Here is a 21,764-nt window from a genome sequence, read left to right as displayed (position 1 = left end):
CATGTCTATGACTAATTGGAAACCAGATCAATCAGGTTTCTGGCATAATCAGCGCCCTTCAACTTGGCCTCTGCCCAGCTGACATTGAACTCAGTACCTGGATAATGCTCTATACGGTCAATAATGACAGAGAAAACAATTCCCGCAGAATCATGGGTTCTGCCAATGATTCTGACTTTTCTATCCATGTAGTCAAATTCTTCTATCATATTGACCTCTATCAAGGCATATTGAAATAATAAATCTTGAACTATTCTGATCGAATACAGGAACTTTAAGGATCAGATAACTCTGATAATACCGTCAGAATAATTAACAATGATGTGCGAATCGTTCTCCACTCATTTAGACGAACAGAAATTATCAAATCATTGATGACAATAGTGATGAACCAAATAAGTGTCGCGAATTGTCTGCTGCAATCTATGAAAATCCCGCCCTTTTCTCAGAAAACGGTTACGTATCCATATGTGCGATACCAGAGCCGTGACGTAGCGACCTCCTGATAATCAAGCCCGCTTCTCAGCATATATTCCTACATGGCTTTAAGAAAACTCCTGACTATCATGTTTGCCAGCCTTATTTAAAATGAAGCTTCATCGACTTAAGGCAAGGAGATCATCATGCGACAACCTGGTATCGCACATGTGTTCACCATGGCAATCATATGGGGGTTTCTCCAGCTTGCTTCTTCCGCACAGGCAGGCGGTATACATCCCACCCATGATGGGATAGACCCGGTAACGGGTCAGCCATATTCCCCAGGTGCCACCTCACAGCCTGTACCTCCTCCTGCTACGCCTAGCGGCAATACAGGAGTTACTACCACCCCAGGCACTGGCGCTACCACACAGCCTCCGGTACGGGAATACAATGGCAACATCAGCGCACCAGGCGCACAGGGCCAGGGAGCCAATGCGCCGGGAGTGACAAATGGAACACCAGGTGCCAATCCGGGCGTATCGCCGAGCACTTCGCCGCCTACCAGCACAGGAACAAATCCATAAAACGCCAAGGCGGGACAGGATAAATACCTTCCTGCCCCGCAAAAATAAAGTTGATGGTTGATGGATATATTGCATGAATTCTTAGGTTCACTGCCATGCTAAATTGTGTTGGCTCATGCATAGAAGTATGGCTGCCAAGCGATTTGTGATAGCCTGCTGAACTATACAAATCCATACAAAACCTGAACCTGGAAACATATGCAACAACTATTGCTGGTAGCGCTTGGAGGCGCAATTGGTTCGGTCGCCCGGTTCAAACTATCAGGTTTTATTCTGCATCAGGCGATACATCTGAAATTCCCCCTTGGCACATTCGTCGTCAATATTGTCGGATGCCTGATTATTGGCATGCTCGCAGGGCTTGGCGAACGATGGGGTGGGTTTCCAGCCGCATGGAAAGTTTTTCTGTTTACTGGTGTAGTGGGCGGCTTTACGACATTTTCTGCTTTTGGACTGGAAACTATGCTATTGCTGAAAAGCGGAGAATTATTGATTGCACTGCTTTATGTCACGTTGAGCATTGTGGTCGGCCTAGTACTTATGTATGGCAGCTTCCTGCTTTTCCGTTAAGAGAATTGATCATAATCATCAATTTGTTTTTCTGGATAAATTTAATATAATCTCGAAATCAATTGAATTATTCTGGGTTTGGTTGGGAGATAAAATACCCACATTTTCCCATTGATTAATATTGATTAATTATGTTGAATTCTTTCATTACTCATTTAAATAACAGGATCTATTAATGGCAACGACTGATGCAAAGAGGGAAAAGCTAAAGCAAAAAATTTCTGCGCTTACCCAGCAACTTGAAGCACTTGAGCAGAAACCGTCACAACTGACCCGTCAAAGTGAAGGTTTTCCAGAGCTGATCGCAGCATTTGATACCGTTGTGAAAACACACAAGGTTGCATCTGTAGACGTATTTGAAATATTGCTGAAAGCCAAAAGAACTGGCCTTACCTTAGTCAAAAAAGACTAAGTCTCCACGACGCTGCAAAAGGCGGACTTGTTCCGCCTTTTTTCTTTCCATCATCTCAAAAGTTTATTATCCCAACAGGCTTCATGACGCACTAATAACATGCGTATGGCGAGCGCTTCATAAAAGCCAGTCAATCGGAAGTACGGACAATACCCTGACGAGAAAACGTTGCAACAGCGTAGTGCCTGGGTCTACTTTATAACGCTGCTCAACACCATCCTGATAAGAAACCCAATATAAGCGCTCACTCTCATCAAGCCGCACTTCATATGAACTTTGTGGCACATCGGACTTGAAGGCTTCTTCCACTCTTTTCGCCAGCGCAGGACTTTCAATCACAAAACCAAGCTCGGTATTAAGCCGCGCCGAACGCGGATCAAAATTGAAAGAGCCGATAAACACGCGGGAAGCATCGACGGTAAAGGTCTTGGCATGCAAGCTGGAACCGGAACTGCCAAACGGCCCCAGGTAATCCGACATATTGTTCATATTCCCCTGGCTGCGCATTTCATATAGCTGGATACCGGCTTGCAATAAAGGTTTGCGCCACTTGGCGTAGCCAGCATGAACAGCCGCTACATCGGTAGATTCCAGCGCATTGGTCAGGATACGGATATTGACGCCGCGTTTGGCCAGTGCCGACAGGCCATCTACCCCGGCCTGGGTAGGGACAAAATACGGAGAAACAAGGTCCACACTAGACTTGGGATCACGCAGGATGCGCGCGAGGCTGAAAATAAGCATATCCTCCTCCTCGGCATCTCCGGTGATTTTTTGCGGACTATCGCTGATTAGCTCTACCTTTGCCCAGTCAAATTCCTGTTGTCCATCGAGAAAGTCGCGGATGAACTGGCTGTCCCTCAACGCTTTAAGATAACCTTCCCCAGTCACTGTTTTTTCCGCATTGGCGGCGGCTTGGCTTAAATTCTGCAGCGCGCTTTCTTCGGACTTTGGCAAGAGCACGCTGACGGGATACGCCGAAGCGCTTGCCCAATAGCGGTCAAAGTCTTGGGAAGTATCGTCCACCACACTGCCGATCGCCATGACATCCAGGTCAGAAAACAACACGCCATCGGTGGCACCAAAATATTCGTCCCCGACATTGCGGCCGCCTATGATGGTGACCAGGTTATCGGCAATGAACGACTTGTTGTGCATGCGACGGTTGAGGCGTGAAAAATCCGTGAGAAACCCCAGCGGCTTGAATGTGCGGAAAGGAAAAGGGTTGAAAAGACGCACCTGTATCAACGGATGGCTGTCCAGCGCGGCCAGTCTGGTATCCATATCGCGGCCAGTGATGCCGTTGTCGTCCAGCAACAGGCGCACCCTGACACCACGCTCTGCCGCTTTGCGCAAGCCTTCCAGCAAGAGAATGCCGGTATTGTCATTGCGCCAGATGTAATACTGCACATCGAGGGTCTTCTGTGCAGAATTGGTCAATAACATTCGCGCCGCAAATGCGCTATACGCATCCAGTAACGGCATGATGCCGGACTCGCCAGGATGCGCATCCTTGAGTGGCCGCATTGCCTTGCCCAGCATGGTGTCGGCCACTTCATCAGGCTTGAGCGCAAAAGAAGGCGGCTTGTCGCTATCCCGTACCTGGGGCAGGCCGCACGCTACCAATGGCATCACCAGCACAATCACTATGCACCGGGCCCACCAGCCGGTGAATAACAACCTGCCCAATGATACGACCTGGGATCCCCGTGCGCTCACGTGATACTCATTTCTGCTCCGGCAAACGAAACACAAGCTGGAATATCCCCATGAAAAACATTGAACAGGCTCTAAGCCGGAATCACTACTATCTGATCACGCCGCAAGCTACCCGGCCCGCGCCACCGCCCAGTTTTTCAGGATGATCCGAATGGTTATCCCCGCCTGCATGAATGATCAGTGCATGCCCGCTCACATCCTTGAGCTTGAGCCGGGGCGCCAGGACAGGCTGGCTGGCAGCCCCATTGGCATCGATATACAATGGCGGCAGATCGCCCAGGTGCCCATCTCCCCACGGCGTACCATGCTTGTTCGCATTGGCCGGATCAAGGTGAGCGCCTGCTGCTCCCGCAGGCACGCGCTTGCCGTCTTGCTCATTGGTATCGCAGCTCGGGTTCTGGTGCAGGTGGAACCCATGCAAGCCAGGGGTCAGCCCCTTGAGCGCTGGCGTGAACACAACCCCATATTTGCTCTCGGTCACCAGCACCTGGCCAATATCCTTGCCCGCGCCTGCTTCATCAACCAGGTGGACAGGGACAGCAATATCCGCGAATGCAACACCACTTGATAACAATAACGATAGTGCCAATATCTGTTTCATAAATTCTCCTTTAGAATGGGCTGAGCGCATTGCAATCGGACAAATTAATAACCCGCAGGTTCTAACCAGCAACCGCGATCAAGAACAATATCCGAACCAACTTGAGCAATCTTGTCAGACTATAATCAATGCATAATACAAAAACCAGCATTCTTACGATCAATGGGAAGAGGAGAACCACATCATGACCAGCCGTATTCAGCAATGGGGTAGGCAAGCCTGGCTTTGGCTATTTATATTGGTGTTGATCGGCGCAGCCTTGCTTTACTATATCTTCGGTACATCACCAGTGCCCGATAGCCAGGAACAACGCAACGATCGCGCCGCAATCAAGGATTGCTGGCAACGGCATGCAAATTCGCCGCTGTCGCCCACCGAATTGAAGTATGTCGCAGAAGCATGCGAGTTCATGGAAAACGAATTCATCCTGAAATACCGGCAGGATCCCTGAGGCTGGATCTGACAAGCATAATAAAAACAATCACTAAAATATCGGGGAAACTCAGGAATGGCGGGGTAAGCCATTCACCTGGATGACATATTCAGGTCTATAACAAGGGAAAATAACAATGCCCGGCGCGTTTGCCCATCTCACTTTCATCAACCATTTACGTGCAACACCCAGACTGGAAGCTGCAGCCGGATTTCCCCGCCAGGTCATCCCCTGGCTGCTCAGGCACTTCAAGTTTGCAGAGCTTGGCGCCATCAGCCCAGACTATCCCTATCTTGCCATCCGTGACAAGGCCTCACTGGCTTGGGCAGATGACATGCATTATGTCCGTACCGGCGACGTCATCCATGCCGGCATCCAGACGCTCAGGCAATGGCAAGGCATACAACGTGAAAAAGGCGTAGCCTGGTTGTTGGGTTACGTTTCACATGTGATCATGGATGTCACCATTCATCCGGTGGTCGAACTCAAGGTCGGCCCTTATGCAAGCAACAAGCGCCATCACCGTGAATGTGAGATGCACCAGGATGCCCATATTTTCCAGCGCCTGAATCTGGGCGGTTTTGGCCTGTCAGAACATCTTGAATCCGGCATATGGGCCTGCCGCGAGCCTGGCACAAAAAAACTGGATAAAGACATCCACATGCTATGGTCCGGCATGCTGCAACAGGTTTATCCGCAGGCATATGCAACCAATCCTCCTGCTATCGACAAATGGCACCGCAGCTTCAATCGCATGGTCAACAAGATCGCGGAGGAAGGCAACAGGCTGCTGCCATTCGCGCGCCACCTCGGCGTGCGTGCAGGCCTCACCTATCCCAACCCGAATGAGATTGACAGGCAATACATCCAGCAACTCCAAGTGCCCGATGGAACCATGGACTACGATGCGCTATTTGAATATGCGCTATCCAACACACTGCGCATCTGGACAGCGGTTGCCAATGCGGTCGTTAACCGCGACAACGCATACCAAACCGCTATCCGGAATTGGAATCTAGATACAGGAAAGGATGAACATGGACAGTTCGGTTTCTGGGCTTAAGACCTTGCCTGTGCTTCGTCTTGCTTCTTCTGGTGAGCGGGTGCAGCTCCATACGCACCACACATGAAGAAACCATGTTAATTGAGGCATCTGCACTGACCAAGCTCAGCAGTGCAGTGGAAGCCTACGTCAGGTACGACTCGGACGGCACCGTAACCAGCGATCAGCAGTTGCTGCAAACGGCCACGGCACATGATCCTGACCTGCTACGCCCGTTCCAGCATCGTTTGATCAAGGTAAACACCGAGGATCGCCATGCAATCCTGTTGGTCTGTACCCAAGATGGTCTCCGGGGTTTGCTGGAAGATGCAGGATGCAGCGCCCCGATGGATCGACATTTATGGCAAGAATCCAGGCCGTGTCAGTTTACCTTACAAGCGGCTGAAGTCTGCCGTACAGAAAAATAGGCCGAAACCACCAGGCATGCGCCGAGGCTTGGCAGAGACCCGGCATTGTATGCAACATGAATAAAGGCGTAGCATATCGCCATAACAACCCATAACTACTAAAGATATGGTTTATTGCATCGGGGAATTACAGCATCCTGAAAGAGGTAACGATGGAAAGAATCCCATTATTGCAAGCACAGGTTAAAGACATGGCTATGCAACTGAACCAGCGCACACTGGAAAGCCTGGAATACCGCATCCTGATGAAGGCCGTGGTGGAATCCCATCCCGACAAGGCGGCATTATCCACATCCATTCAACAGCAGCGTGACAAGCTGATTGAACAAGGTGTAATCGGGAATATCGTGGAAGGTGATCGCGAGTATCTCAATGAATATATAAGCAAATGGCTGGCCTTGTGCCAAGAGTGATTTTTCATAGGTGCTTCAGCTTACCCACCTTATTGAAGAACACTTTCCCATACTTGCCTCGTGCGCTCTCAGCAGGCTCGGCCACAACTTTATAGTCACCTTCAGCGTAGCGGATGGCCTCTTCCGCTATGGGCTGAAAATCTTCCAGTGCGCTCACGCTCTCGTCCAGCGGACATATGGTAAAACCATGTGCCTCCATTTTCACCTGATGGTGGGGCGAAGGGGTTTTGAGTTTGGTAATCAGGCTTTCCATATCCACCCTCTCATTTCTCTACATAAGCCGAAGTCGCCTCAATACTGACTTGCTCATGCGCAAGGTCAGGCCATTCTGTCTCAAACTGGGCCTTGCCAATCCGATAAGCCTCCTCGATACTGGCTGCGCTAATCGAATTGCTCCATAGCGGTGACTCGCTGGACAAACTGTGCTTAGCCCGGACATATACTTGAAACAGCGCCATTTTCCATTACCTCGCAGCAGAACATTATTCCAGGACATTAAGCGCCATTGCCTGCATGCAACAGTCGGCACCGTCCTAAAAGCCTGTCGGAAAACTCAATCAAGATAAGGCTACTGCCTCACATCAATTTCATATAAAGAGTTGCGTACTGACATATTCTTGAGTTAATTTCCAATAGCCCTATTGGCTGTGCGGCAAAGCCACAGCCATGGCTCAGGAAAATTAATCTCTCCAAAGTTGAAAGGTCCCCCCCGGATGGAGCACACGCCGTTAATTGCCACCATAGTTGGAGGACTGGTTCTGGCTTTTGTTTTCGGCATGCTGGCCAACCGTCTGCGCATGCCGCCACTGGTAGGCTACCTGATTGCTGGCGTGGTGGTCGGGCCCCACACCCCGGGGTTTGTTGCGGATGCCAGCCTGGCGCATGAACTTTCCGAAATCGGCGTCATCCTGCTCATGTTCGGAGTCGGCCTGCACTTCTCGCTGCGGGACCTGCTCTCGGTCAAGGCCATTGCCATTCCTGGGGCCATCGTCCAAATTGCAATCGCCACGCTACTGGGCCTTTCCCTCGCGCTCGCAATTGGCTGGCCGCCAGGGGAAGGCCTGATATTCGGCCTTGCCCTCTCCACTGCAAGCACGGTTGTTTTGCTCACCGCCTTGCAGGAAAGGCGCATTCTTGAAACCAAGCGCGGCCAGATTGCCATTGGCTGGCTGATCGTCGAGGATATTGCCATGGTGCTCACCCTGGTGATGGTGCCCGCCCTGAGTGGCATGCTTGGCGGCACAGGGGCCAGCCTCGATGGCGGCGAACTGTTCAATACCATGGCACTTACGATAGGCAAGGTCATTGCCTTTGTGGCGGTCATGCTGCTGGTGGGGCGCCGCCTCATCCCATGGCTGCTTGCACGCACGGCAGCCACCGGCTCGCGCGAACTGTTCCGGCTTGCGGTGCTGGCAATTGCCCTCGGGTTTGCGCTGGGCGCCACTTATATTTTCGGCGTGTCGTTTGCGCTGGGCGCCTTCTTTGCCGGCATGATACTGAGCGAATCCGAACTCAGCCACCGCGCTGCGGAAGAATCCCTGCCACTGCGCGATGCGTTTGCAGTCCTGTTCTTCGTCTCGGTAGGCATGCTGTTTGACCCTTCCATCCTGATCCGTGAGCCCTGGCTCATCCTCGCCACCTTGTTCATTATCGTGGTTGGCAAATCCCTGGCGGCATTTGCCATCGTGCTTGCCTTCCGCCATCCATTGGGCACCGCGCTGACCATTTCTGCCAGCCTGGCGCAGATTGGCGAGTTCTCATTCATTCTGGCTTCGCTTGGCGTCTCGCTCGGCTTGCTGTCAGATACCGGCCGCGACCTCATCCTGAGCGGCGCGATTCTTTCCATACTTCTCAACCCGCTGCTGTTTGTCGGGCTGGATCGCCTGAAACCCTGGTTACTCAATCGCGAAGAAAAAAAGCCGCTGAAAGGCGAAAGCGGCACGCGTACCATTTCCTACCCTCACCTCCATGCCCATGCAGTGCTGGTCGGTTATGGACGCGTTGGCAAACTGGTAGGCGCTTCACTGCATTTGCAGGATCAACCGTTTATCGTGCTGGAAGACCAGCCTGAACTAGTCCAGGCATTACGCGAGCAGGGAACCCCTGCCTTGTGCGGCAACGCCGCCGCGCCCGGCATGATGGAAGCCGCCAACCTCAAATCGGCGCGCTGGCTGCTGGTTGCAATCCCAGACGCGCTGGAAGCTGGGCAAGTTATTGAACACGCCCGCAAGATCAACCCCCAGATTGAGGTGGTCGCCCGCGCCCATTCCGATGCCCAGATCGAACATCTGGAAAAACATGGCGCCTCCTACACCATCATGGGCGAACGGGAAATTGCCAAGGGCATGGCCAACTGGGTACGTGCCGGCGTGGAATGGTAAGCGCGAAATCTAGTCAGACTTCCGATATGGCGCCCGCTCATCCAGTTCTTGCTGGTAGTGGCTGATACCGACTTCCTCACGCGCCACGAAGCGCCTGACCGCCGCCTCAAAATCCGGATGGGCAATCTGGTGGAATGAACAGGTTTCCCGCGGCGTAAAGCCACGGGCAAGCTTATGCTCACCTTGGGCCCCCCCCTCAAAAAAGTTGATTCCAGCCTCTATGCAGAACTCCTGTGCCTGGTAATAGCAAAGTTCAAAATGTAGATTGGGTACATAGCCCAATGCTCCCCAATACCGTCCATACAGGCAATGGTCATCATAAAGGTTGAGCGCTGCACCCAGGCGCCGCCCATCGCGCTCTGCCAATACCAGCATGATATTGTCCGGGAGACGCTCACCCAGCTCATGAAAGAATGCCTGGGTAAGATAGGGGCTGGAGCGATGTTCAAGATAAGTGTTGATATAACACTTGTAGAAAAAGTCCCATTCGCGCGGAGTGATCTCGGCCCCGCGCAAACGCCGGCAAGTCACGCCTGCAGAAGCCACCTTCTTGCGCTCCTGGCGAATTTTCTTGCGCTTGTCATGCGTAAGCGTCATGAGGAATTCATCAAAGCTGGAGAAACCCGGATTCTGCCAGCGGAATTGCACGCCCTGGCGCCTGATCCAACCCTGGTTCAGCAAAGGCTCGGCGCTGGGGAGATCAGGAAACAGCACATGAACGGAAGATAGCTGCAAACGATGTATCGTCTCGCGCAAGACATCCGCCATGCCTAGCCGTAGTGCGAGATCGGGTGATAACAGCCTGGCGCCAGTGATCGGAGTGAACGGCACTGCTGCCACCAATTTTGGATAGTATTCCAGGCCATACTGGGCATAAGCCTCTGCCCACGACCAGTCAAACACATACTCCCCATACGAGTGATGCTTGAGGTATAGCGGCACAGCGCCCACCAGCCTGCCATCCTGCTTGAATACCAGGGGCATCGGTTCCCAACCAGTGCCCTCTCCCACCGAACCACTATGCTCCAGGGCACTGAGAAAAGCATGGCTGAGAAGCGGTGAGCCATCCGTCAGGGCATTCCACTGCGCGCTATCCAACTCGCTTACGCTGCCGACAATTTCCACCTCTATCTTCATACAGTCTCAATTGTCATGAACCACATCCTGCATCTCACACCCCCAGGGTCTGTTCCTGTTATGTTCGCGAACCGCGTTGCTCTGAAAATAGTACCAGGCAACATGCGGGTCCGCAGGCAATGGTGATTCCATTGCCCAGTGATGTAAGGGTATCAGGATAGTGCGACAGTAACAGATGAAAAAACACCACTATACAGTGGCGATAATGCGAAAGATCGCTGAAATATCGAGGGTATCGTGATGTCGCAAGATTGCGACATCACGATAAATTGAGGCTATTTGCGCTTCCCTGCAGAATCCACACCATGGCCAATGACACCACCAATAGCAGCACCGCCCACGGTGCCAAACGAACTTCCGCCGGTGAGCACTGCGCCGGCAACGCCACCAATGGCCGCGCCTGTGGCTGCATTCTTCTGGCGTGTAGATAACCCCGAGCAGCCGCTTAACATCACAACCAACAATACACCTGCGATTGTTTTATTCATTGCATTTTCCTCACAAGTTTCCAGGTTTTCACCTGCTCATTAGCTACATCGCAAAAAGCAGGCCAATAACAATTATCAATATAAAATCAATGAGATATAAAAATACAAGACCGCCAGAGACAAGAAAATCGTCGCTGATCAAAGACAAAAGAAAAGCACTGTCCCGGCAAGGCAGTGCTTAGAGGTTTCACAAGGAAGATTTATTATTGGAATTCAGTCAAAGTGCGCGCTTGGTAGCGGTCGCATTTACATCCTTTACATGTATCGGTGCAGGCTCACCAACCTCCTGCAACTCTTTGTCTTTTTTATCGAGCGCCTTATGCTGACGCTCGGCAATGCGTGCCTGCATCGTTTCCAGCTCATTCAAAGTCAGCATGCCGTCACCGTTCAGGTCGAACTGCATGAAATGGCGTGCCACCTGCGGTATCATTTCCATCGCCTCTTCGCGTGAAATGACCCCGTTACCGTCTTTGTCAGCCTCTTGAAAACGCTCCAGAATCCGCTGGCGCATCACACGTCGACGCTCTTCAATCTGGGCATGGGCAGCATCTACGCTACGGGAATATTCATCAAGATCGCGCCTTAAGCGCTGGCGATCTTCACCAGAAATTTTTGCATCCAGAGTTTGATGGATATGGGCGGTAGATAGTTCCTGTATTTCGCCTTCAACCGTCAATGCATCATTGGCATCACGCAGGCTCGCAGCGCTCGCCAAACTGGCAAACCCCAGCATTGCCGCCGCCAACAACAGCTTATGATGGGAAACAAGATCACTGGTTACCATCAACATAAAGCTAAACCGTACACTTGCAAGATCATATGATTCGCTCGCCTCTGTTTTAAGCTTACTGTTTCCATGCCTGCCGTTCAAATTGCACAGACAAGAAACCATTCAATTTAATCACTCGTGAGCCATTGAATGAGGCGACATCATCCCCCATTGATGTAAACTGAGTGTTTCATATTGGCTTACCATTGTAAAAAATTGTAACAACATTCCGGCATCAGATTAATGACTTCGCGCAAACCATGTGCAGGCAATGGGAAAAGCAGATGCCTTGTAAATAATACTTTTCATCAACCCCCATTTCCGCAGAAAATATGACTATGCAAACGCCTTCGAAAAAAATACTAATGGTGGACGACGACCTGCGCATGCGCGAGTTGTTGCAACGTTATCTCGGCGAACAGGGTTTCACTGTCAAAGCCGTATCCGATGCCGGAGAAATGGATCAGGTGCTCGCGCATGAACATGTGGATTTACTGGTACTCGACCTGATGCTGCCCGGTGAGGATGGACTTGCCATCTGCCGCCGCCTGCGCGCCAATGGCAGTACGATCCCGGTCATCATGCTCACAGCGCGCGGTGATGAGATCGACCGCATCATCGGCCTGGAAATGGGTGCCGACGACTACCTGCCCAAGCCATTCAACCCGCGGGAACTGCTAGCCCGTATCAATGCCGTCATGCGCCGCCACAACCGCCTGCCGCCCGGAACACCTGTGGCTGAAGCAGAAAATATCAGCTTTGGCGAGTTTGTCTTTGATCCATCCACACGCACCCTGACCAAGAATGGCGAACCTGTCACCATCACCAGTGGGGAGTTTGCCCTTCTCAAGGTATTTGTCGACCATCCGCGCCAGCCATTGTCGCGTGACCGCTTGATGCAGCTTGCCCGTGGCCGCGAGCTTGACGTGTTCGACCGCAGTATCGACGTGCAAGTATCCCGCCTGCGCCGCCTGATCGAGCCGGATCCATCACATCCGCGCTACCTGCAGACCATGTGGGGGTTCGGCTATGTCTTCGTGCCCGATGGCGAAACCCAGAAGAACTAGTGTCGCCACGCCGTGAGCCTGCTACCCCGCACCCTGCTGGCACGCGTGATGCTGCTGATTGCCCTGCTGCTCGCAGTGGGGCAATTTGCAGCATTAAAACTGTTTGACTACTTTGAAAGCGAGCCGCGCGCCATGGCGGCCGCCTTACAGGCCATCACTGTCGTCAACTATACGCGTGCCTCATTACTCGCAGCTCATGAAAACCGCCGCCTGGCGCTGCTTTCTGAACTATCCGGGCGTGAAGGCGTGCGGATTTACGCAGCCGACTTGCTGGAAGAAATCGAGCCGCTTCCCAATGACCACCTGATCCGCCTGATTGCCGAGAAAATCCGCGAACGCCTGGGCAAGGACACGCTGGTCGTCCTCAATCACTTCGGCATTCCCGGCCTGTGGGTCAGTTTCAACCTGGGACAGGATGACTATTGGGTGGTCATTCCGCGCATTCAGGTAGACCGCCCGTTTCCCTGGCAGTGGCTGGGCTGGGGCGCCCTGGTCATCATGCTTTCATTGCTTGGCGCCTACTTGATTGCCTCGAATATCCACCACCCGCTGCGTTTGCTGGTGAAAGCCGCCGGGCGGCTTAGCAGCGGGGAATACCCACCGCCGCTACCGGAAGAAGGCGCGCACGAACTGCGAGAAGTCAGCCGCACCTTCAATGAAATGACCCAGGCGCTGGTTCGCCTGGACAATGAAAGAACCCTGTTGCTGGCGGGCATTTCCCATGACTTGCGCACGCCGCTCGCCCGTTTGCGGCTATCCGTGGAAATGCTGCCCGATGAGTATTGCGCCAGCCTCAAGGTCGGCATGATCCAGGACATTGGCGACATGGACAGCATCATCCACCAGTTCCTGGACTTTGTCCGCGGCATTGAAGGCGAACCCACGCAGATGATGGACCTCAATGCCTTGCTGACCTCCATCGCAGACCGGCATATCCGCGCCGGGCGCAAATTGACAATGTCACTCGCCCCCACCCACCTGATCCCCTTGCGGCCGCTCGCCATGCAGCGCCTGCTCACCAACCTCATCGACAACGCCTTTGCCTATGGCGGTGGTGAAGTCACCGTCAGCACCCGCATCACTGCAGGCAACATCATTCTCAGCGTACTGGATAACGGCCCGGGCATCCCTGCCTCACAGATGGAGCGCCTGCTGCGGCCGTTCGAGCGCCTGGACACTGCGCGCGGCAACAAGAGCGGCAGCGGCCTGGGATTGGCAATCTCCGACCGCATTGCCAAGCTGCACAATGGCCAGCTCAGCCTGCTCAACCGCCCGCAAGGCGGCCTTGAGGCCCGGCTTACCTTGCCTATACAGCCCCAGGTGACGGCTCAAACCAAGCAAGCTTTTCGCGTAAACGCACAACCTCGCCGACAATAATCAGGCAAGGCGCGCGCAGGCCGGCATTCTCGACCTGGCCCGGCAAGGTTGCCAATGTACCGGCGACCACCCGCTGCCGCTGTGTCGTGCCTTGTTGCACGATGGCAATCGGCAGGCCCTGTTCAGCGCCGTGTGCGATCAGCTGGCGGCAGATTTCCGGCAAGCCCACCAGCCCCATGTAAATCACCACCGTCTGTTTCGGGCGCACCAATGCGGCCCAGTCCAGGTTGACAGTGCCATCCTTGAGATGCCCGGTGGTAAACAGGCATGACTGGGCATAATCCCTGTGGGTCAGCGGAATGCCGGCATAACTGGAAACGCCATTGGCTGCCGTAACGCCAGGCACCACCTGGAACGGCACGTTGTTTTCCATGAGTGTCTCGATTTCCTCGCCGCCACGGCCAAAAATGAAGGGGTCGCCGCCCTTTAGCCGCAATACGCGCTTGCCTTCCTTGGCCAGTCGCACCAGCAGGTGATTGATGTCCTCCTGCGGCAGGGTATGCTGGTCTCGTGACTTGCCGACATAGATCAGCTCGGCATCGCGCCGTACCAGTTCCATCACTTCCTTGCTCACCAATTTGTCATACACGCAGACATCGACCTGCTGCATGAGGCGCAAGGCACGGAAAGTCAACAGGTCAGGATCGCCCGGCCCGCCGCCGACCAGGTAGACCTCGCCGTGGTTAAGCTCGCCGCTGCCGGCCAGCACCTGCGCCATGGCATGGCGCGCAGCAGGCTCCTGCCCGGACAATACCTGCTCCCCTATCGCGCCATGAAACACATCCTCCCAGAAAATCCGCCGCTGCTGCCCGTTACTGAAACGGCGCTTCACGGCCTCACGGAACTCGGCGGCAAATGCCGCCAGCCTGCCATAGCTGGCGGGAATCATGGTTTCTATGCGGGTACGCAACATGCGCGCAAGCACAGGCGCCGCCCCGCCGCTGGACACCGCCACCAGCAACGGCGAACGGTCGACGATGGAAGGCACGATAAACGTGCATAGTTCAGGCGCATCCACGACATTCACGGGGATATTCCGCGCCTGCGCTGCCAGGGAAACCGCGCGGTTCACTTCCTCATCATCCGTCGCCGCAATCACTACGGCAGCGCCTTCCAGGCATGCAGGCTCAAACGTCGTAGCAAGATGGCGGATCTGTCCATCGGCAAGCAATGCCTCAAGCACGGGGTGCAATTCCGGCGCCACCACCGTCACCCGGGCACCCGCCTTTTGCAGCAGGTTGACTTTTCGGCTGGCGACATCGCCGCCGCCAATCACCAGGCAGGGGCGATTGCGGACTTTCATGAAGATAGGCAGGGTTTCCATGCCTGGCATTTTATTCCATTTCCAATTTAATACGAGACTAGGCGTGACGACGCAGACAGTGCAATTGCACGGCAAGGAGAAACAACAGCGTATCGGATTAAATTGGAAATGGAATGACTCTGCGATTGGCTTTCCGCAACAGCTAAGCTAAAATGAACCCTTACCCTACTGTTTTTCTTACGCTATTTTGCAGCCTGCAACGTCCATCTCTCATTCCTCCTGCACTTCTAGTGCAATCCAGCCTGCTGTATGAATCCGCCGAAAAAAGTCTTTATCAAAACCTTTGGCTGCCAGATGAACGAGTATGACTCGTCGCGCATGCTGGATATGCTGCATGCGGCTGAAGGCATGCAGACGACCGAGAACCCGGAAGAAGCCGATGTAATCCTGCTCAATACCTGCTCGGTGCGCGAAAAGGCGCAGGAGAAGGTGTTCAGCCACCTGGGCCGTTTTGGCCCGCTCAAGGAAAAGAACCCCAACTTGGTCATCGGCGTAGGCGGCTGCGTCGCCAGCCAGGAAGGCGAGAGCATTGTCGCCCGTGCGCCTTATGTCGACGTGGTATTCGGGCCACAAACCCTGCACCGCCTGCCGGAAATGATCCGTTCGCGACGTAAAACCGGCATATCGCAGGTGGATATCAGCTTCCCTGAGGTGGAAAAGTTCGACCACCTGCCGCCGCCACGCGTTGAAGGCGCTGCCGCCTTCCTTTCCATCATGGAGGGGTGCAGCAAATACTGCACGTTCTGCGTGGTGCCCTATACCCGCGGCGACGAGGTATCGCGTCCGTTTGACGACATCCTCACCGAGGCCATCCAGCTTGCCGAGCAAGGCGTCAAGGAAATCACCTTGCTTGGGCAGAACGTCAATGGCTACCGCAGTGAAACCACGGAAGGCGAAACAGCCGACCTGGCGCTGCTGATCGAATACCTGGCCGAGATTCCAGAAATCGAGCGTATCCGCTATACCACCTCGCACCCGAATGAAATGACACCCACGCTGATCGATTGCTATGCACGCATCCCCAAGCTAGTGTCGCATCTGCACCTGCCAGTGCAGGCCGGGTCGGACCGCGTACTCATGGGCATGAAGCGCAACTACACAGTCCTGCAATACAAATCCATCATCCGCAAACTGCGCGCGGCGCGGCCTGACATTTGCATTACTTCGGACTTCATCATCGGCTTCCCTGGCGAAACCGAGCAGGATTTCGAAGCCACCATGAAATTGATGCGCGATGTCGGTTTTGACTTCAGCTTCAGCTTCACTTACAGCCCGCGCCCCGGCACGCCGGCCTCGTATCTGCCCGATGATTGCACGGCAGAAGAAAAACAGGTGCGCCTGGTGCGCCTGCAGGCCCTCAATGAGGCGCAGGGCAAGGCCATCAGCCAGTCTATGGTCGGCAGCGTGCAGCGCGTGCTGATTGAAAGCGTTTCTGCCAAGAGCGCCAGCGAACTTGCCGGGCGCACTGACAACAACCGCATCGTCAACTTCCCCGGCGATGCCAAACTGATCAACCAGTTCGTCAACGTCAGGATCACCGAGGCTGCGTCGCACACCTTGCGTGGCGAACTTATATAGGACCGCTTGTGGAGCTCACCTTACAACCAGAAGACAATCTGCGGCTTGCCAACCTCTGCGGTACGCTGGACGAAAACCTCAAGCAGATCGAGGATGCGCTTGACGTGGGCATCTCGCGGCGCGGCGCCCAGTTCCGCTTTTCCGGCGGGCAGGACAACACCCGGCTCGCCGCCCAGCTCGTCGAGAACTACTACGCCCGCGCCACCAAGCCGATCAGCCTGGAAGAAATCCAGCTCGGCCTGGTAGAGCTTGAACGCCTGGCGCCTGAACAGGTGAGCACGGCTATGCCCGCACTCATGACCCGGCGACAAGATCTGCATGGCCGCACGCCGCGCCAGGTCAGCTATTTGCAGCAGATCCAGGATTTCGACATCACGTTCGGCATCGGGCCTGCGGGTACCGGCAAAACCTATCTCGCCGTTGCCAGCGCCATCGACGCCATGACGCGAGACCGCGTCAAGCGCATCGTGCTGGTGCGTCCAGCCGTCGAGGCTGGCGAGCGTTTGGGCTTCCTGCCCGGCGACCTTTCGCAGAAAGTGGACCCTTACTTGCGTCCGCTCTATGACGCGCTGTATGACCTTGCGGGCTATGATTCCGTCAACAAGATGTTCGAGCGCGGCGCCATCGAGGTAGCCCCGCTTGCCTACATGCGCGGCCGCACGCTGAACCAGAGCTTCATCATCCTAGACGAGGCGCAGAACACCACGCCCGAGCAGATGAAGATGTTCCTCACCCGCATCGGTTTCGGCACCAAGGCCGTCATCACCGGCGACGTTACTCAGATCGACCTGGGCCGCGGCCAGAAAAGCGGCCTGGTGGAAGCACAAAAAATACTCAAGGATGTACGCGGCATTGCCTTTACCCAGTTCCTTTCCGAGGACGTGGTACGCCACCCGCTGGTGCAAAAGATCATCAACGCCTACGAGCGCTACGACAGCGAGCGGCATGCGCAGCCGAATGCGGCCAAGCCCGAGGCCGGCAAGGAATAGGCAGGATGCCCAGGCTGGCCATGAGCGTGCAATACGCCGCTGAAAGCGAGAGTCTCCCCAGCGAGAGGCAATTCCGCAAATGGGCCCGCGCCGCCCTGCGCGTGGATACCGAGGCAACGTTGCGCATTGTGGATGAGGAAGAAGGCCGCACGCTCAACCGCGACTACCGCGGCAAGGATTACGCCACCAATGTGCTGACCTTCCCCTTGACGGAAGAACCCTGGCTGATCGGCGACATCATTCTCTGCGCCCCGGTGGTCGCCAGGGAAGCGAATGAACAGGGCATTACACTGGAAGCGCACTACGCGCACCTCACCGTGCATGGCATACTGCACATGCACGGCTATGATCACGAAGAGGAACACCAGGCCGAACTGATGGAATCGATAGAATCCGCCACCATGGTCCGGCTTGGCTATGCAGACCCTTATTTATCAGAAAAACGGAAGCCTTAATCTACCATCATGGCAGAACCCGACAAACGTAGCGCCAACGACAAACCCCACTGGCTGGAACGCCTGACCAACTTCCTGCTGCGCGAGCCTGAAGACCGCGAACAGCTCATCGAACAACTCCACACCGCCTACGCGAACAGCGTCCTCGATGCCGATGCGCTAGCCATGATAGAAGGCGTATTGCAGGTTTCTGAAATGCAGGTGCGCGACATCATGATCCCGCGCTCGCAAATGGACGTCATCGACATTACCGACCCGCCCGAGAAATTCATCCCCTTCGTCATCGAAGCCGCACACTCCCGCTTTCCCGTCATCGACGAAAACAAGGACGACGTCATCGGCATCCTGCTTGCCAAGGACTTATTGCAGTTCTATAGCGGCAAGGACTTCAACGTGCGCGAGATGCTGCGCCCTGCCGTGTTCATTCCCGAATCCAAGCGCCTCAATGTCTTGCTCAAGGAGTTCCGCAGCAACCGCAACCATATCGCGATTGTCGTCGATGAATATGGCGGCGTGGCCGGCATGGTCACCATCGAGGACGTCCTAGAGCAGATTGTCGGCGACATCGAGGACGAGTTTGACGAAGACGACAACGAAGACAACATCATCCAGGACGCGCATGGCCGCTACCGCGTCAAGGCGCTCACGGAAATTGCCGATTTCAACGAGGCTTTGGGTACCGAGTTCAGCGATGAGGAATTTTCCACTATTGGCGGCCTGGTGGTGAGCAAGTTCCAGCACATGCCCAAGCGTGGGGAAGAAGTCAGCTTCGACAACCTCAATGTTACGGTATTGCGCGCCGACAGCCGCCGCGTTTACTCTCTATTGATCGAAATCGTTCCGCCAATACAGAATGAAAGCGAGCTGTAACAAGAGAGCCCCTCACTAGAAAAAACCCAATAACCCATTGTTGCAACAGGAACTTCAGATCAAAATTTTTATCAAACCAATCTGACACCTTCGATGGGGAGTTACGTGATGCGTATCGTGTGGTTTACCCTGTTATTGTCCCTGTTCTCCGGCCCGCTCCCGGCTGAAGAAAGCCAGCAGCCATCAGAGGCCGCCATTCCAACCGCTGAAACCGAGTTTGTCCAGAACATCCATCAGTTCGACAAGGCCAGCATTGTGGCCCAATTCGGAGAGCCTGCCAGCAAGCAGGACTATCACCGGCCGGGCACGGATGAACTCATGACCTCGGTCTGGCAATACCATTACATCAATACCGATCTTGAGGGCAGTTATTATCAGACCACCGAGCTAGATTTCGTCGGTGACAATGTCGTCATGGTGGTATTCATGAATCATGATGGCAAGAATAAACCCGAGGCCGCTCCCAATTCCTTTACTCCCGATTTATAAGCCGCTCCCGTCGAAGTAAAAAAGCCGGAATTTATCCGGCTTTTTTTACTTGCTGCACTTAAATACGGCATACCAATCCAATGATTGGCAATGATAGCAGCCTAAGCTACTTCTTGAGCGAGTCCCGGATTTCACGCAATAGCAGGACATCCTCTGGCGTAGCGGCTGGCTCAGGCACTTCGGCAGTCTTTAGCTTGTTGATGGCCCGGATCAGCAGGAACACGGCAAACGCCACAATCAAGAAACTCACCACCGCATTGATGAACAAGCCGTAATTGAGTGTCACTGCGCCAGCCGCATGCGCAGCCGCAACAGAAGCATAGGGCGGAGCCACTTCAGCGCCATCCTTAAGCACGATGAAAAGGTTGCTAAAATCCACATTGCCGAGCAGCAAGCCAATCGGCGGCATGATTACATCATCGACCAAGGATTTCACGATGGAGCCAAATGCTGCCCCAATGATAATACCCACCGCCATGTCGACCACATTGCCGCGCATCGCAAACGCTTTGAATTCCTTAAACATTATTATCTCCCATCAAAAACGGCTAATTGAGTAGCGCATGCAGCCTGCATGCCAGTCCAAGCCGCTATAATGCAATAAAGATTAAGCTGCCGTCTACTTTCCAACCCCGAGGATCCCTTGAAATTTCCCCATTTAGGCCTACCCCACCTTGCCGCTCTCCTGGCCGGCGCGTTCAGCGTTACCGGCTTTGCCCCGTTTTACTGGTGTCCCGCCACCATCCTCGGGCTGGGCAGCCTGATCTATCTCTGGCACAAGGCTGAAACTCCGTCTCAGGCATGGTGGCTGGGCCTGAGCTTCGGGCTGGGGCTGTTCGGCGTTGGAATCTACTGGATATATATCAGCCTGCATGACTTTGGCGGCATGCCAGCTGCCATGGCGGTATTTGCTACCTTCGCATTGAGCGCCTTCCTGGCCCTGTTTCCCGCTACTGCAGGCTGGGCAGGCCGCAAGCTCGGCAATATCTGGCTCAGCATACCAGTGCTGTGGGTACTCAGCGAATGGGTGCGTAGCTGGATATTCACCGGATTCCCCTGGCTGCTGGCAGGATACTCGCAAATCCCGGGCAGCCCGCTTGCCGGGTTTGCGCCGGTACTCGGAATCCATGGCGTATCCCTTGCTACAGTGCTCAGCGCCAGCCTGCTGGCAGCATTGGCACTACATTGGCGCAATGCTGCTGCCGTACGACGCAGCCTCCTGTTATTGGCCGTGCTATGGCTGGCTGGTGGCCTGCTCAAGCTCAACCAGTGGAGCATGCCTACAGGCGAGCCGGTGTCGGTCGCCTTGCTGCAAGGCAATATCACACAAGACCTCAAGTGGGAAAACCAGACGCTGTTCCAGACCTTGCAGCAGTATCTGGACATGACGCTGCAAACCAAGGCCAAGCTGATCATTTTGCCGGAAACCGCCTTTCCGCTGATTTCCAGCCAGATCCCGCAAGACTATCTGCAACGGCTTGCAGACCATGCCAAAAACAACGGCGGTGATATCCTGATTGGCACGGTGGAGCATGAGGGCGGACTTTACTACAACAGCATGCTGAGCCTGGGCAGTTCCCCGGAACAGGCTTACCGCAAGACCCACCTGGTGCCTTTCGGCGAATTCATTCCCCTGAAGAAGGTATTTGGATGGGTTTATGAAAATTGGCTCGACATCCCACTCACCGACCTGGCGCGCGGTGGATTCCAGCAAAGGCCCATGCAGGTGGCAGGCCAGGCTGTGGCCATCAATATCTGCTACGAGGATGTCTTTGGCGAGGAAATCATCCTGCAACTCCCGGAAGCCAGCATCCTCGTGAACACCAGCAACGATGCCTGGTACGGGGAGTCGTTTGCCGCCTACCAGCATTTGCAGATTGCACAGGCCCGATCAATGGAGACTGCGCGCATGATGCTGCGCTCCACCAACACCGGCGCCACCGCCATCATCAACCCGGACGGCAGCCTGGCAGCCCACGCGCCGCATTTCCAGGCCACCACCCTTGAAGGCGAGGCCCAGGGTTACCAAGGCACGACGCCTTATGTGCGTTGGGGCAACTGGCCGATCCTGATCGCGCTCTTTACGGCACTTGGCCTTTTGTGGCGCCGTAAAAAGAAGTAAAATCAAGCCCTTTTTGCATGATGTCGACTACACGATCAACCACGACACCCCGTGTGGCGCCAATAGGCAAATAAACCAATCCGGACAAACAAT

General features: G+C 54.4%; 26 protein-coding genes. 16 read left to right on the top strand and 10 right to left on the bottom strand.

Annotated elements, in window-relative coordinates; genetic code table 11:
- Window positions 1-11: 11 nt before the first annotated feature.
- A complete protein-coding gene (locus tag LG198_RS11980) occupies window positions 12-209 on the bottom strand; it encodes a hypothetical protein (RefSeq protein ID WP_230343415.1) in 198 nt (65 codons plus the stop codon).
- A gap of 414 nt (window positions 210-623) precedes the next feature.
- On the opposite strand from LG198_RS11980, the gene LG198_RS11975 reads away from it, so the two are divergent.
- From LG198_RS11975 to LG198_RS11965, 3 genes are all read left to right on the top strand, one after another.
- Complete coding sequence (locus LG198_RS11975; protein ID WP_230343414.1) at window positions 624-1,007, top strand: hypothetical protein; 384 nt, start codon at window positions 624-626, stop codon at window positions 1,005-1,007.
- Window positions 1,008-1,205: 198 nt separating this feature from the next.
- Window positions 1,206-1,577, top strand: coding sequence for a fluoride efflux transporter CrcB (gene crcB, locus LG198_RS11970; protein WP_230343413.1), 372 nt, complete (start codon window positions 1,206-1,208; stop codon window positions 1,575-1,577).
- A 175-nt stretch (window positions 1,578-1,752) separates the two neighbouring features.
- Window positions 1,753-1,989, top strand: a complete 237-nt coding sequence (locus tag LG198_RS11965; protein WP_230343412.1) for a hypothetical protein — start codon at window positions 1,753-1,755, stop codon at window positions 1,987-1,989.
- Window positions 1,990-2,106: 117 nt separating this feature from the next.
- Here the strand turns inward: LG198_RS11965 and LG198_RS11960 are convergent, their stop codons facing one another.
- The gene (locus LG198_RS11960) at window positions 2,107-3,708 is read right to left on the bottom strand and encodes a phospholipase D family protein (RefSeq protein ID WP_230343411.1); all 1,602 of its coding nucleotides are present in this window, start codon (window positions 3,706-3,708) and stop codon (window positions 2,107-2,109) included.
- Window positions 3,709-3,796: 88 nt separating this feature from the next.
- Window positions 3,797-4,309 carry a superoxide dismutase family protein gene (gene sodC, locus LG198_RS11955; protein ID WP_230343410.1) on the bottom strand — a complete coding sequence of 171 codons (513 nt, stop codon included), beginning with the start codon at window positions 4,307-4,309 and terminating at the stop codon, window positions 3,797-3,799.
- Window positions 4,310-4,493: 184 nt separating this feature from the next.
- Here sodC and LG198_RS11950 point away from each other — a divergent pair, with 184 nt between their 5' ends.
- The 4 genes from LG198_RS11950 (at window position 4,494) to LG198_RS11935 (ending at window position 6,625) form a co-directional block, all read left to right on the top strand.
- The gene (locus tag LG198_RS11950) at window positions 4,494-4,760 is read left to right on the top strand and encodes a hypothetical protein (RefSeq protein WP_230343409.1); all 267 of its coding nucleotides are present in this window, start codon (window positions 4,494-4,496) and stop codon (window positions 4,758-4,760) included.
- A gap of 118 nt (window positions 4,761-4,878) precedes the next feature.
- Entirely contained in the window at window positions 4,879-5,805 is a 927-nt protein-coding gene (locus LG198_RS11945; protein ID WP_230343408.1) for a zinc dependent phospholipase C family protein, read from the top strand.
- Between the two features lie 74 nt (window positions 5,806-5,879).
- On the top strand, window positions 5,880-6,212 hold the full coding sequence (locus tag LG198_RS11940; protein WP_230343407.1) for a hypothetical protein: 333 nt from the start codon (window positions 5,880-5,882) through the stop codon (window positions 6,210-6,212).
- 191 nt (window positions 6,213-6,403) lie between these two features.
- Window positions 6,404-6,625, top strand: a complete 222-nt coding sequence (locus LG198_RS11935; RefSeq protein ID WP_230343406.1) for a hypothetical protein — start codon at window positions 6,404-6,406, stop codon at window positions 6,623-6,625.
- 4 nt (window positions 6,626-6,629) lie between these two features.
- Here LG198_RS11935 and LG198_RS11930 read toward each other — a convergent pair whose 3' ends face one another.
- Both LG198_RS11930 and LG198_RS11925 read right to left on the bottom strand, forming a co-directional pair.
- Entirely contained in the window at window positions 6,630-6,878 is a 249-nt protein-coding gene (locus LG198_RS11930) for a hypothetical protein (protein WP_230343405.1), read from the bottom strand.
- 10 nt (window positions 6,879-6,888) lie between these two features.
- Window positions 6,889-7,083 (bottom strand): hypothetical protein, encoded by a 195-nt coding sequence (locus LG198_RS11925; RefSeq protein ID WP_230343404.1) that lies wholly within the window; start codon window positions 7,081-7,083, stop codon window positions 6,889-6,891.
- Between the two features lie 255 nt (window positions 7,084-7,338).
- On the opposite strand from LG198_RS11925, the gene ybaL reads away from it, so the two are divergent.
- Entirely contained in the window at window positions 7,339-9,006 is a 1,668-nt protein-coding gene (gene ybaL, locus LG198_RS11920; protein ID WP_230343403.1) for a YbaL family putative K(+) efflux transporter, read from the top strand.
- A gap of 9 nt (window positions 9,007-9,015) precedes the next feature.
- On the opposite strand, the gene LG198_RS11915 is transcribed toward ybaL, so the two are convergent.
- The 3 genes from LG198_RS11915 to LG198_RS11905 all read right to left on the bottom strand — a co-directional run bounded on the left by LG198_RS11915 (window position 9,016) and on the right by LG198_RS11905 (window position 11,421).
- On the bottom strand, window positions 9,016-10,143 hold the full coding sequence (locus LG198_RS11915) for a GNAT family N-acetyltransferase (protein ID WP_230343402.1): 1,128 nt from the start codon (window positions 10,141-10,143) through the stop codon (window positions 9,016-9,018).
- A gap of 275 nt (window positions 10,144-10,418) precedes the next feature.
- Complete coding sequence (locus LG198_RS11910; RefSeq protein ID WP_230343401.1) at window positions 10,419-10,631, bottom strand: osmotically-inducible lipoprotein B; 213 nt, start codon at window positions 10,629-10,631, stop codon at window positions 10,419-10,421.
- Window positions 10,632-10,848: 217 nt separating this feature from the next.
- A complete protein-coding gene (locus LG198_RS11905; RefSeq protein ID WP_230343400.1) occupies window positions 10,849-11,421 on the bottom strand; it encodes an EF-hand domain-containing protein in 573 nt (190 codons plus the stop codon).
- A 311-nt stretch (window positions 11,422-11,732) separates the two neighbouring features.
- Between LG198_RS11905 and ompR the strand changes: the two genes are divergently transcribed.
- Both ompR and LG198_RS11895 read left to right on the top strand, forming a co-directional pair.
- Window positions 11,733-12,467 (top strand): osmolarity response regulator transcription factor OmpR, encoded by a 735-nt coding sequence (gene ompR, locus LG198_RS11900; protein ID WP_230343399.1) that lies wholly within the window; start codon window positions 11,733-11,735, stop codon window positions 12,465-12,467.
- A 12-nt stretch (window positions 12,468-12,479) separates the two neighbouring features.
- Complete coding sequence (locus tag LG198_RS11895; protein WP_328485538.1) at window positions 12,480-13,844, top strand: ATP-binding protein; 1,365 nt, start codon at window positions 12,480-12,482, stop codon at window positions 13,842-13,844.
- Here the strand turns inward: LG198_RS11895 and cysG are convergent.
- Window positions 13,774-15,168, bottom strand: a complete 1,395-nt coding sequence (gene cysG, locus LG198_RS11890; protein WP_230343808.1) for a siroheme synthase CysG — start codon at window positions 15,166-15,168, stop codon at window positions 13,774-13,776. The genes LG198_RS11895 and cysG overlap by 71 nt on opposite strands.
- A 249-nt stretch (window positions 15,169-15,417) precedes the next feature.
- On the opposite strand from cysG, the gene miaB reads away from it, so the two are divergent.
- The 5 genes from miaB to LG198_RS11865 all read left to right on the top strand — a co-directional run bounded on the left by miaB (window position 15,418) and on the right by LG198_RS11865 (window position 19,549).
- The gene (gene miaB / locus LG198_RS11885) at window positions 15,418-16,746 is read left to right on the top strand and encodes a tRNA (N6-isopentenyl adenosine(37)-C2)-methylthiotransferase MiaB (protein WP_230343398.1); all 1,329 of its coding nucleotides are present in this window, start codon (window positions 15,418-15,420) and stop codon (window positions 16,744-16,746) included.
- Window positions 16,747-16,754: 8 nt separating this feature from the next.
- Window positions 16,755-17,735, top strand: coding sequence for a PhoH family protein (locus LG198_RS11880; RefSeq protein WP_230343397.1), 981 nt, complete (start codon window positions 16,755-16,757; stop codon window positions 17,733-17,735).
- 5 nt (window positions 17,736-17,740) lie between these two features.
- Window positions 17,741-18,190 (top strand): rRNA maturation RNase YbeY, encoded by a 450-nt coding sequence (ybeY, locus tag LG198_RS11875; protein ID WP_230343396.1) that lies wholly within the window; start codon window positions 17,741-17,743, stop codon window positions 18,188-18,190.
- 9 nt (window positions 18,191-18,199) lie between these two features.
- Window positions 18,200-19,060, top strand: coding sequence for an HlyC/CorC family transporter (locus LG198_RS11870; protein ID WP_230343395.1), 861 nt, complete (start codon window positions 18,200-18,202; stop codon window positions 19,058-19,060).
- Between the two features lie 108 nt (window positions 19,061-19,168).
- Window positions 19,169-19,549 carry a hypothetical protein gene (locus LG198_RS11865; protein ID WP_230343394.1) on the top strand — a complete coding sequence of 127 codons (381 nt, stop codon included), beginning with the start codon at window positions 19,169-19,171 and terminating at the stop codon, window positions 19,547-19,549.
- Between the two features lie 106 nt (window positions 19,550-19,655).
- Here the strand turns inward: LG198_RS11865 and mscL are convergent, their stop codons facing one another.
- The gene (gene mscL, locus LG198_RS11860) at window positions 19,656-20,075 is read right to left on the bottom strand and encodes a large conductance mechanosensitive channel protein MscL (RefSeq protein WP_268866864.1); all 420 of its coding nucleotides are present in this window, start codon (window positions 20,073-20,075) and stop codon (window positions 19,656-19,658) included.
- A 117-nt stretch (window positions 20,076-20,192) separates the two neighbouring features.
- On the opposite strand from mscL, the gene lnt reads away from it, so the two are divergent.
- Window positions 20,193-21,671, top strand: a complete 1,479-nt coding sequence (gene lnt / locus LG198_RS11855; protein ID WP_230343393.1) for an apolipoprotein N-acyltransferase — start codon at window positions 20,193-20,195, stop codon at window positions 21,669-21,671.
- The last annotated feature ends 93 nt before the right edge of the window (window positions 21,672-21,764 follow it).

Origin of the sequence: Methylobacillus arboreus (assembly GCF_020532725.1) — a bacterium.
In the GTDB taxonomy this organism is placed as follows: Bacteria; Pseudomonadota; Gammaproteobacteria; order Burkholderiales; family Methylophilaceae; genus Methylobacillus; species Methylobacillus arboreus.
The sequence above is the reverse complement of the archived record's forward strand: the minus strand, read 5'-3'. Positions and strand labels throughout refer to the sequence as shown.

What these genes read in the sequence shown, in the direction of transcription:
- LG198_RS11980 (WP_230343415.1), bottom strand. Translation starts at nt 209, where the DNA reads ATGATAGAAGAATTTGACTACATGGATAGAAAAGTCAGAATCATTGGC.
- LG198_RS11975 (WP_230343414.1), top strand. Translation starts at nt 624, where the DNA reads ATGCGACAACCTGGTATCGCACATGTGTTCACCATGGCAATCATATGG.
- crcB (WP_230343413.1), top strand. Translation starts at nt 1,206, where the DNA reads ATGCAACAACTATTGCTGGTAGCGCTTGGAGGCGCAATTGGTTCGGTC.
- LG198_RS11965 (WP_230343412.1), top strand. Translation starts at nt 1,753, where the DNA reads ATGGCAACGACTGATGCAAAGAGGGAAAAGCTAAAGCAAAAAATTTCT.
- sodC (WP_230343410.1), bottom strand. Translation starts at nt 4,309, where the DNA reads ATGAAACAGATATTGGCACTATCGTTATTGTTATCAAGTGGTGTTGCA.
- LG198_RS11950 (WP_230343409.1), top strand. Translation starts at nt 4,494, where the DNA reads ATGACCAGCCGTATTCAGCAATGGGGTAGGCAAGCCTGGCTTTGGCTA.
- LG198_RS11945 (WP_230343408.1), top strand. Translation starts at nt 4,879, where the DNA reads ATGCCCGGCGCGTTTGCCCATCTCACTTTCATCAACCATTTACGTGCA.
- LG198_RS11940 (WP_230343407.1), top strand. Translation starts at nt 5,880, where the DNA reads ATGTTAATTGAGGCATCTGCACTGACCAAGCTCAGCAGTGCAGTGGAA.
- LG198_RS11935 (WP_230343406.1), top strand. Translation starts at nt 6,404, where the DNA reads ATGGCTATGCAACTGAACCAGCGCACACTGGAAAGCCTGGAATACCGC.
- LG198_RS11930 (WP_230343405.1), bottom strand. Translation starts at nt 6,878, where the DNA reads ATGGAAAGCCTGATTACCAAACTCAAAACCCCTTCGCCCCACCATCAG.
- LG198_RS11925 (WP_230343404.1), bottom strand. Translation starts at nt 7,083, where the DNA reads ATGGCGCTGTTTCAAGTATATGTCCGGGCTAAGCACAGTTTGTCCAGC.
- ybaL (WP_230343403.1), top strand. Translation starts at nt 7,339, where the DNA reads ATGGAGCACACGCCGTTAATTGCCACCATAGTTGGAGGACTGGTTCTG.
- LG198_RS11915 (WP_230343402.1), bottom strand. Translation starts at nt 10,143, where the DNA reads ATGAAGATAGAGGTGGAAATTGTCGGCAGCGTAAGCGAGTTGGATAGC.
- LG198_RS11910 (WP_230343401.1), bottom strand. Translation starts at nt 10,631, where the DNA reads ATGAATAAAACAATCGCAGGTGTATTGTTGGTTGTGATGTTAAGCGGC.
- LG198_RS11905 (WP_230343400.1), bottom strand. Translation starts at nt 11,421, where the DNA reads ATGTTGATGGTAACCAGTGATCTTGTTTCCCATCATAAGCTGTTGTTG.
- ompR (WP_230343399.1), top strand. Translation starts at nt 11,733, where the DNA reads ATGACTATGCAAACGCCTTCGAAAAAAATACTAATGGTGGACGACGAC.
- cysG (WP_230343808.1), bottom strand. Translation starts at nt 15,168, where the DNA reads ATGGAAACCCTGCCTATCTTCATGAAAGTCCGCAATCGCCCCTGCCTG.
- miaB (WP_230343398.1), top strand. Translation starts at nt 15,418, where the DNA reads ATGAATCCGCCGAAAAAAGTCTTTATCAAAACCTTTGGCTGCCAGATG.
- ybeY (WP_230343396.1), top strand. Translation starts at nt 17,741, where the DNA reads ATGCCCAGGCTGGCCATGAGCGTGCAATACGCCGCTGAAAGCGAGAGT.
- LG198_RS11870 (WP_230343395.1), top strand. Translation starts at nt 18,200, where the DNA reads ATGGCAGAACCCGACAAACGTAGCGCCAACGACAAACCCCACTGGCTG.
- LG198_RS11865 (WP_230343394.1), top strand. Translation starts at nt 19,169, where the DNA reads ATGCGTATCGTGTGGTTTACCCTGTTATTGTCCCTGTTCTCCGGCCCG.
- mscL (WP_268866864.1), bottom strand. Translation starts at nt 20,075, where the DNA reads ATGTTTAAGGAATTCAAAGCGTTTGCGATGCGCGGCAATGTGGTCGAC.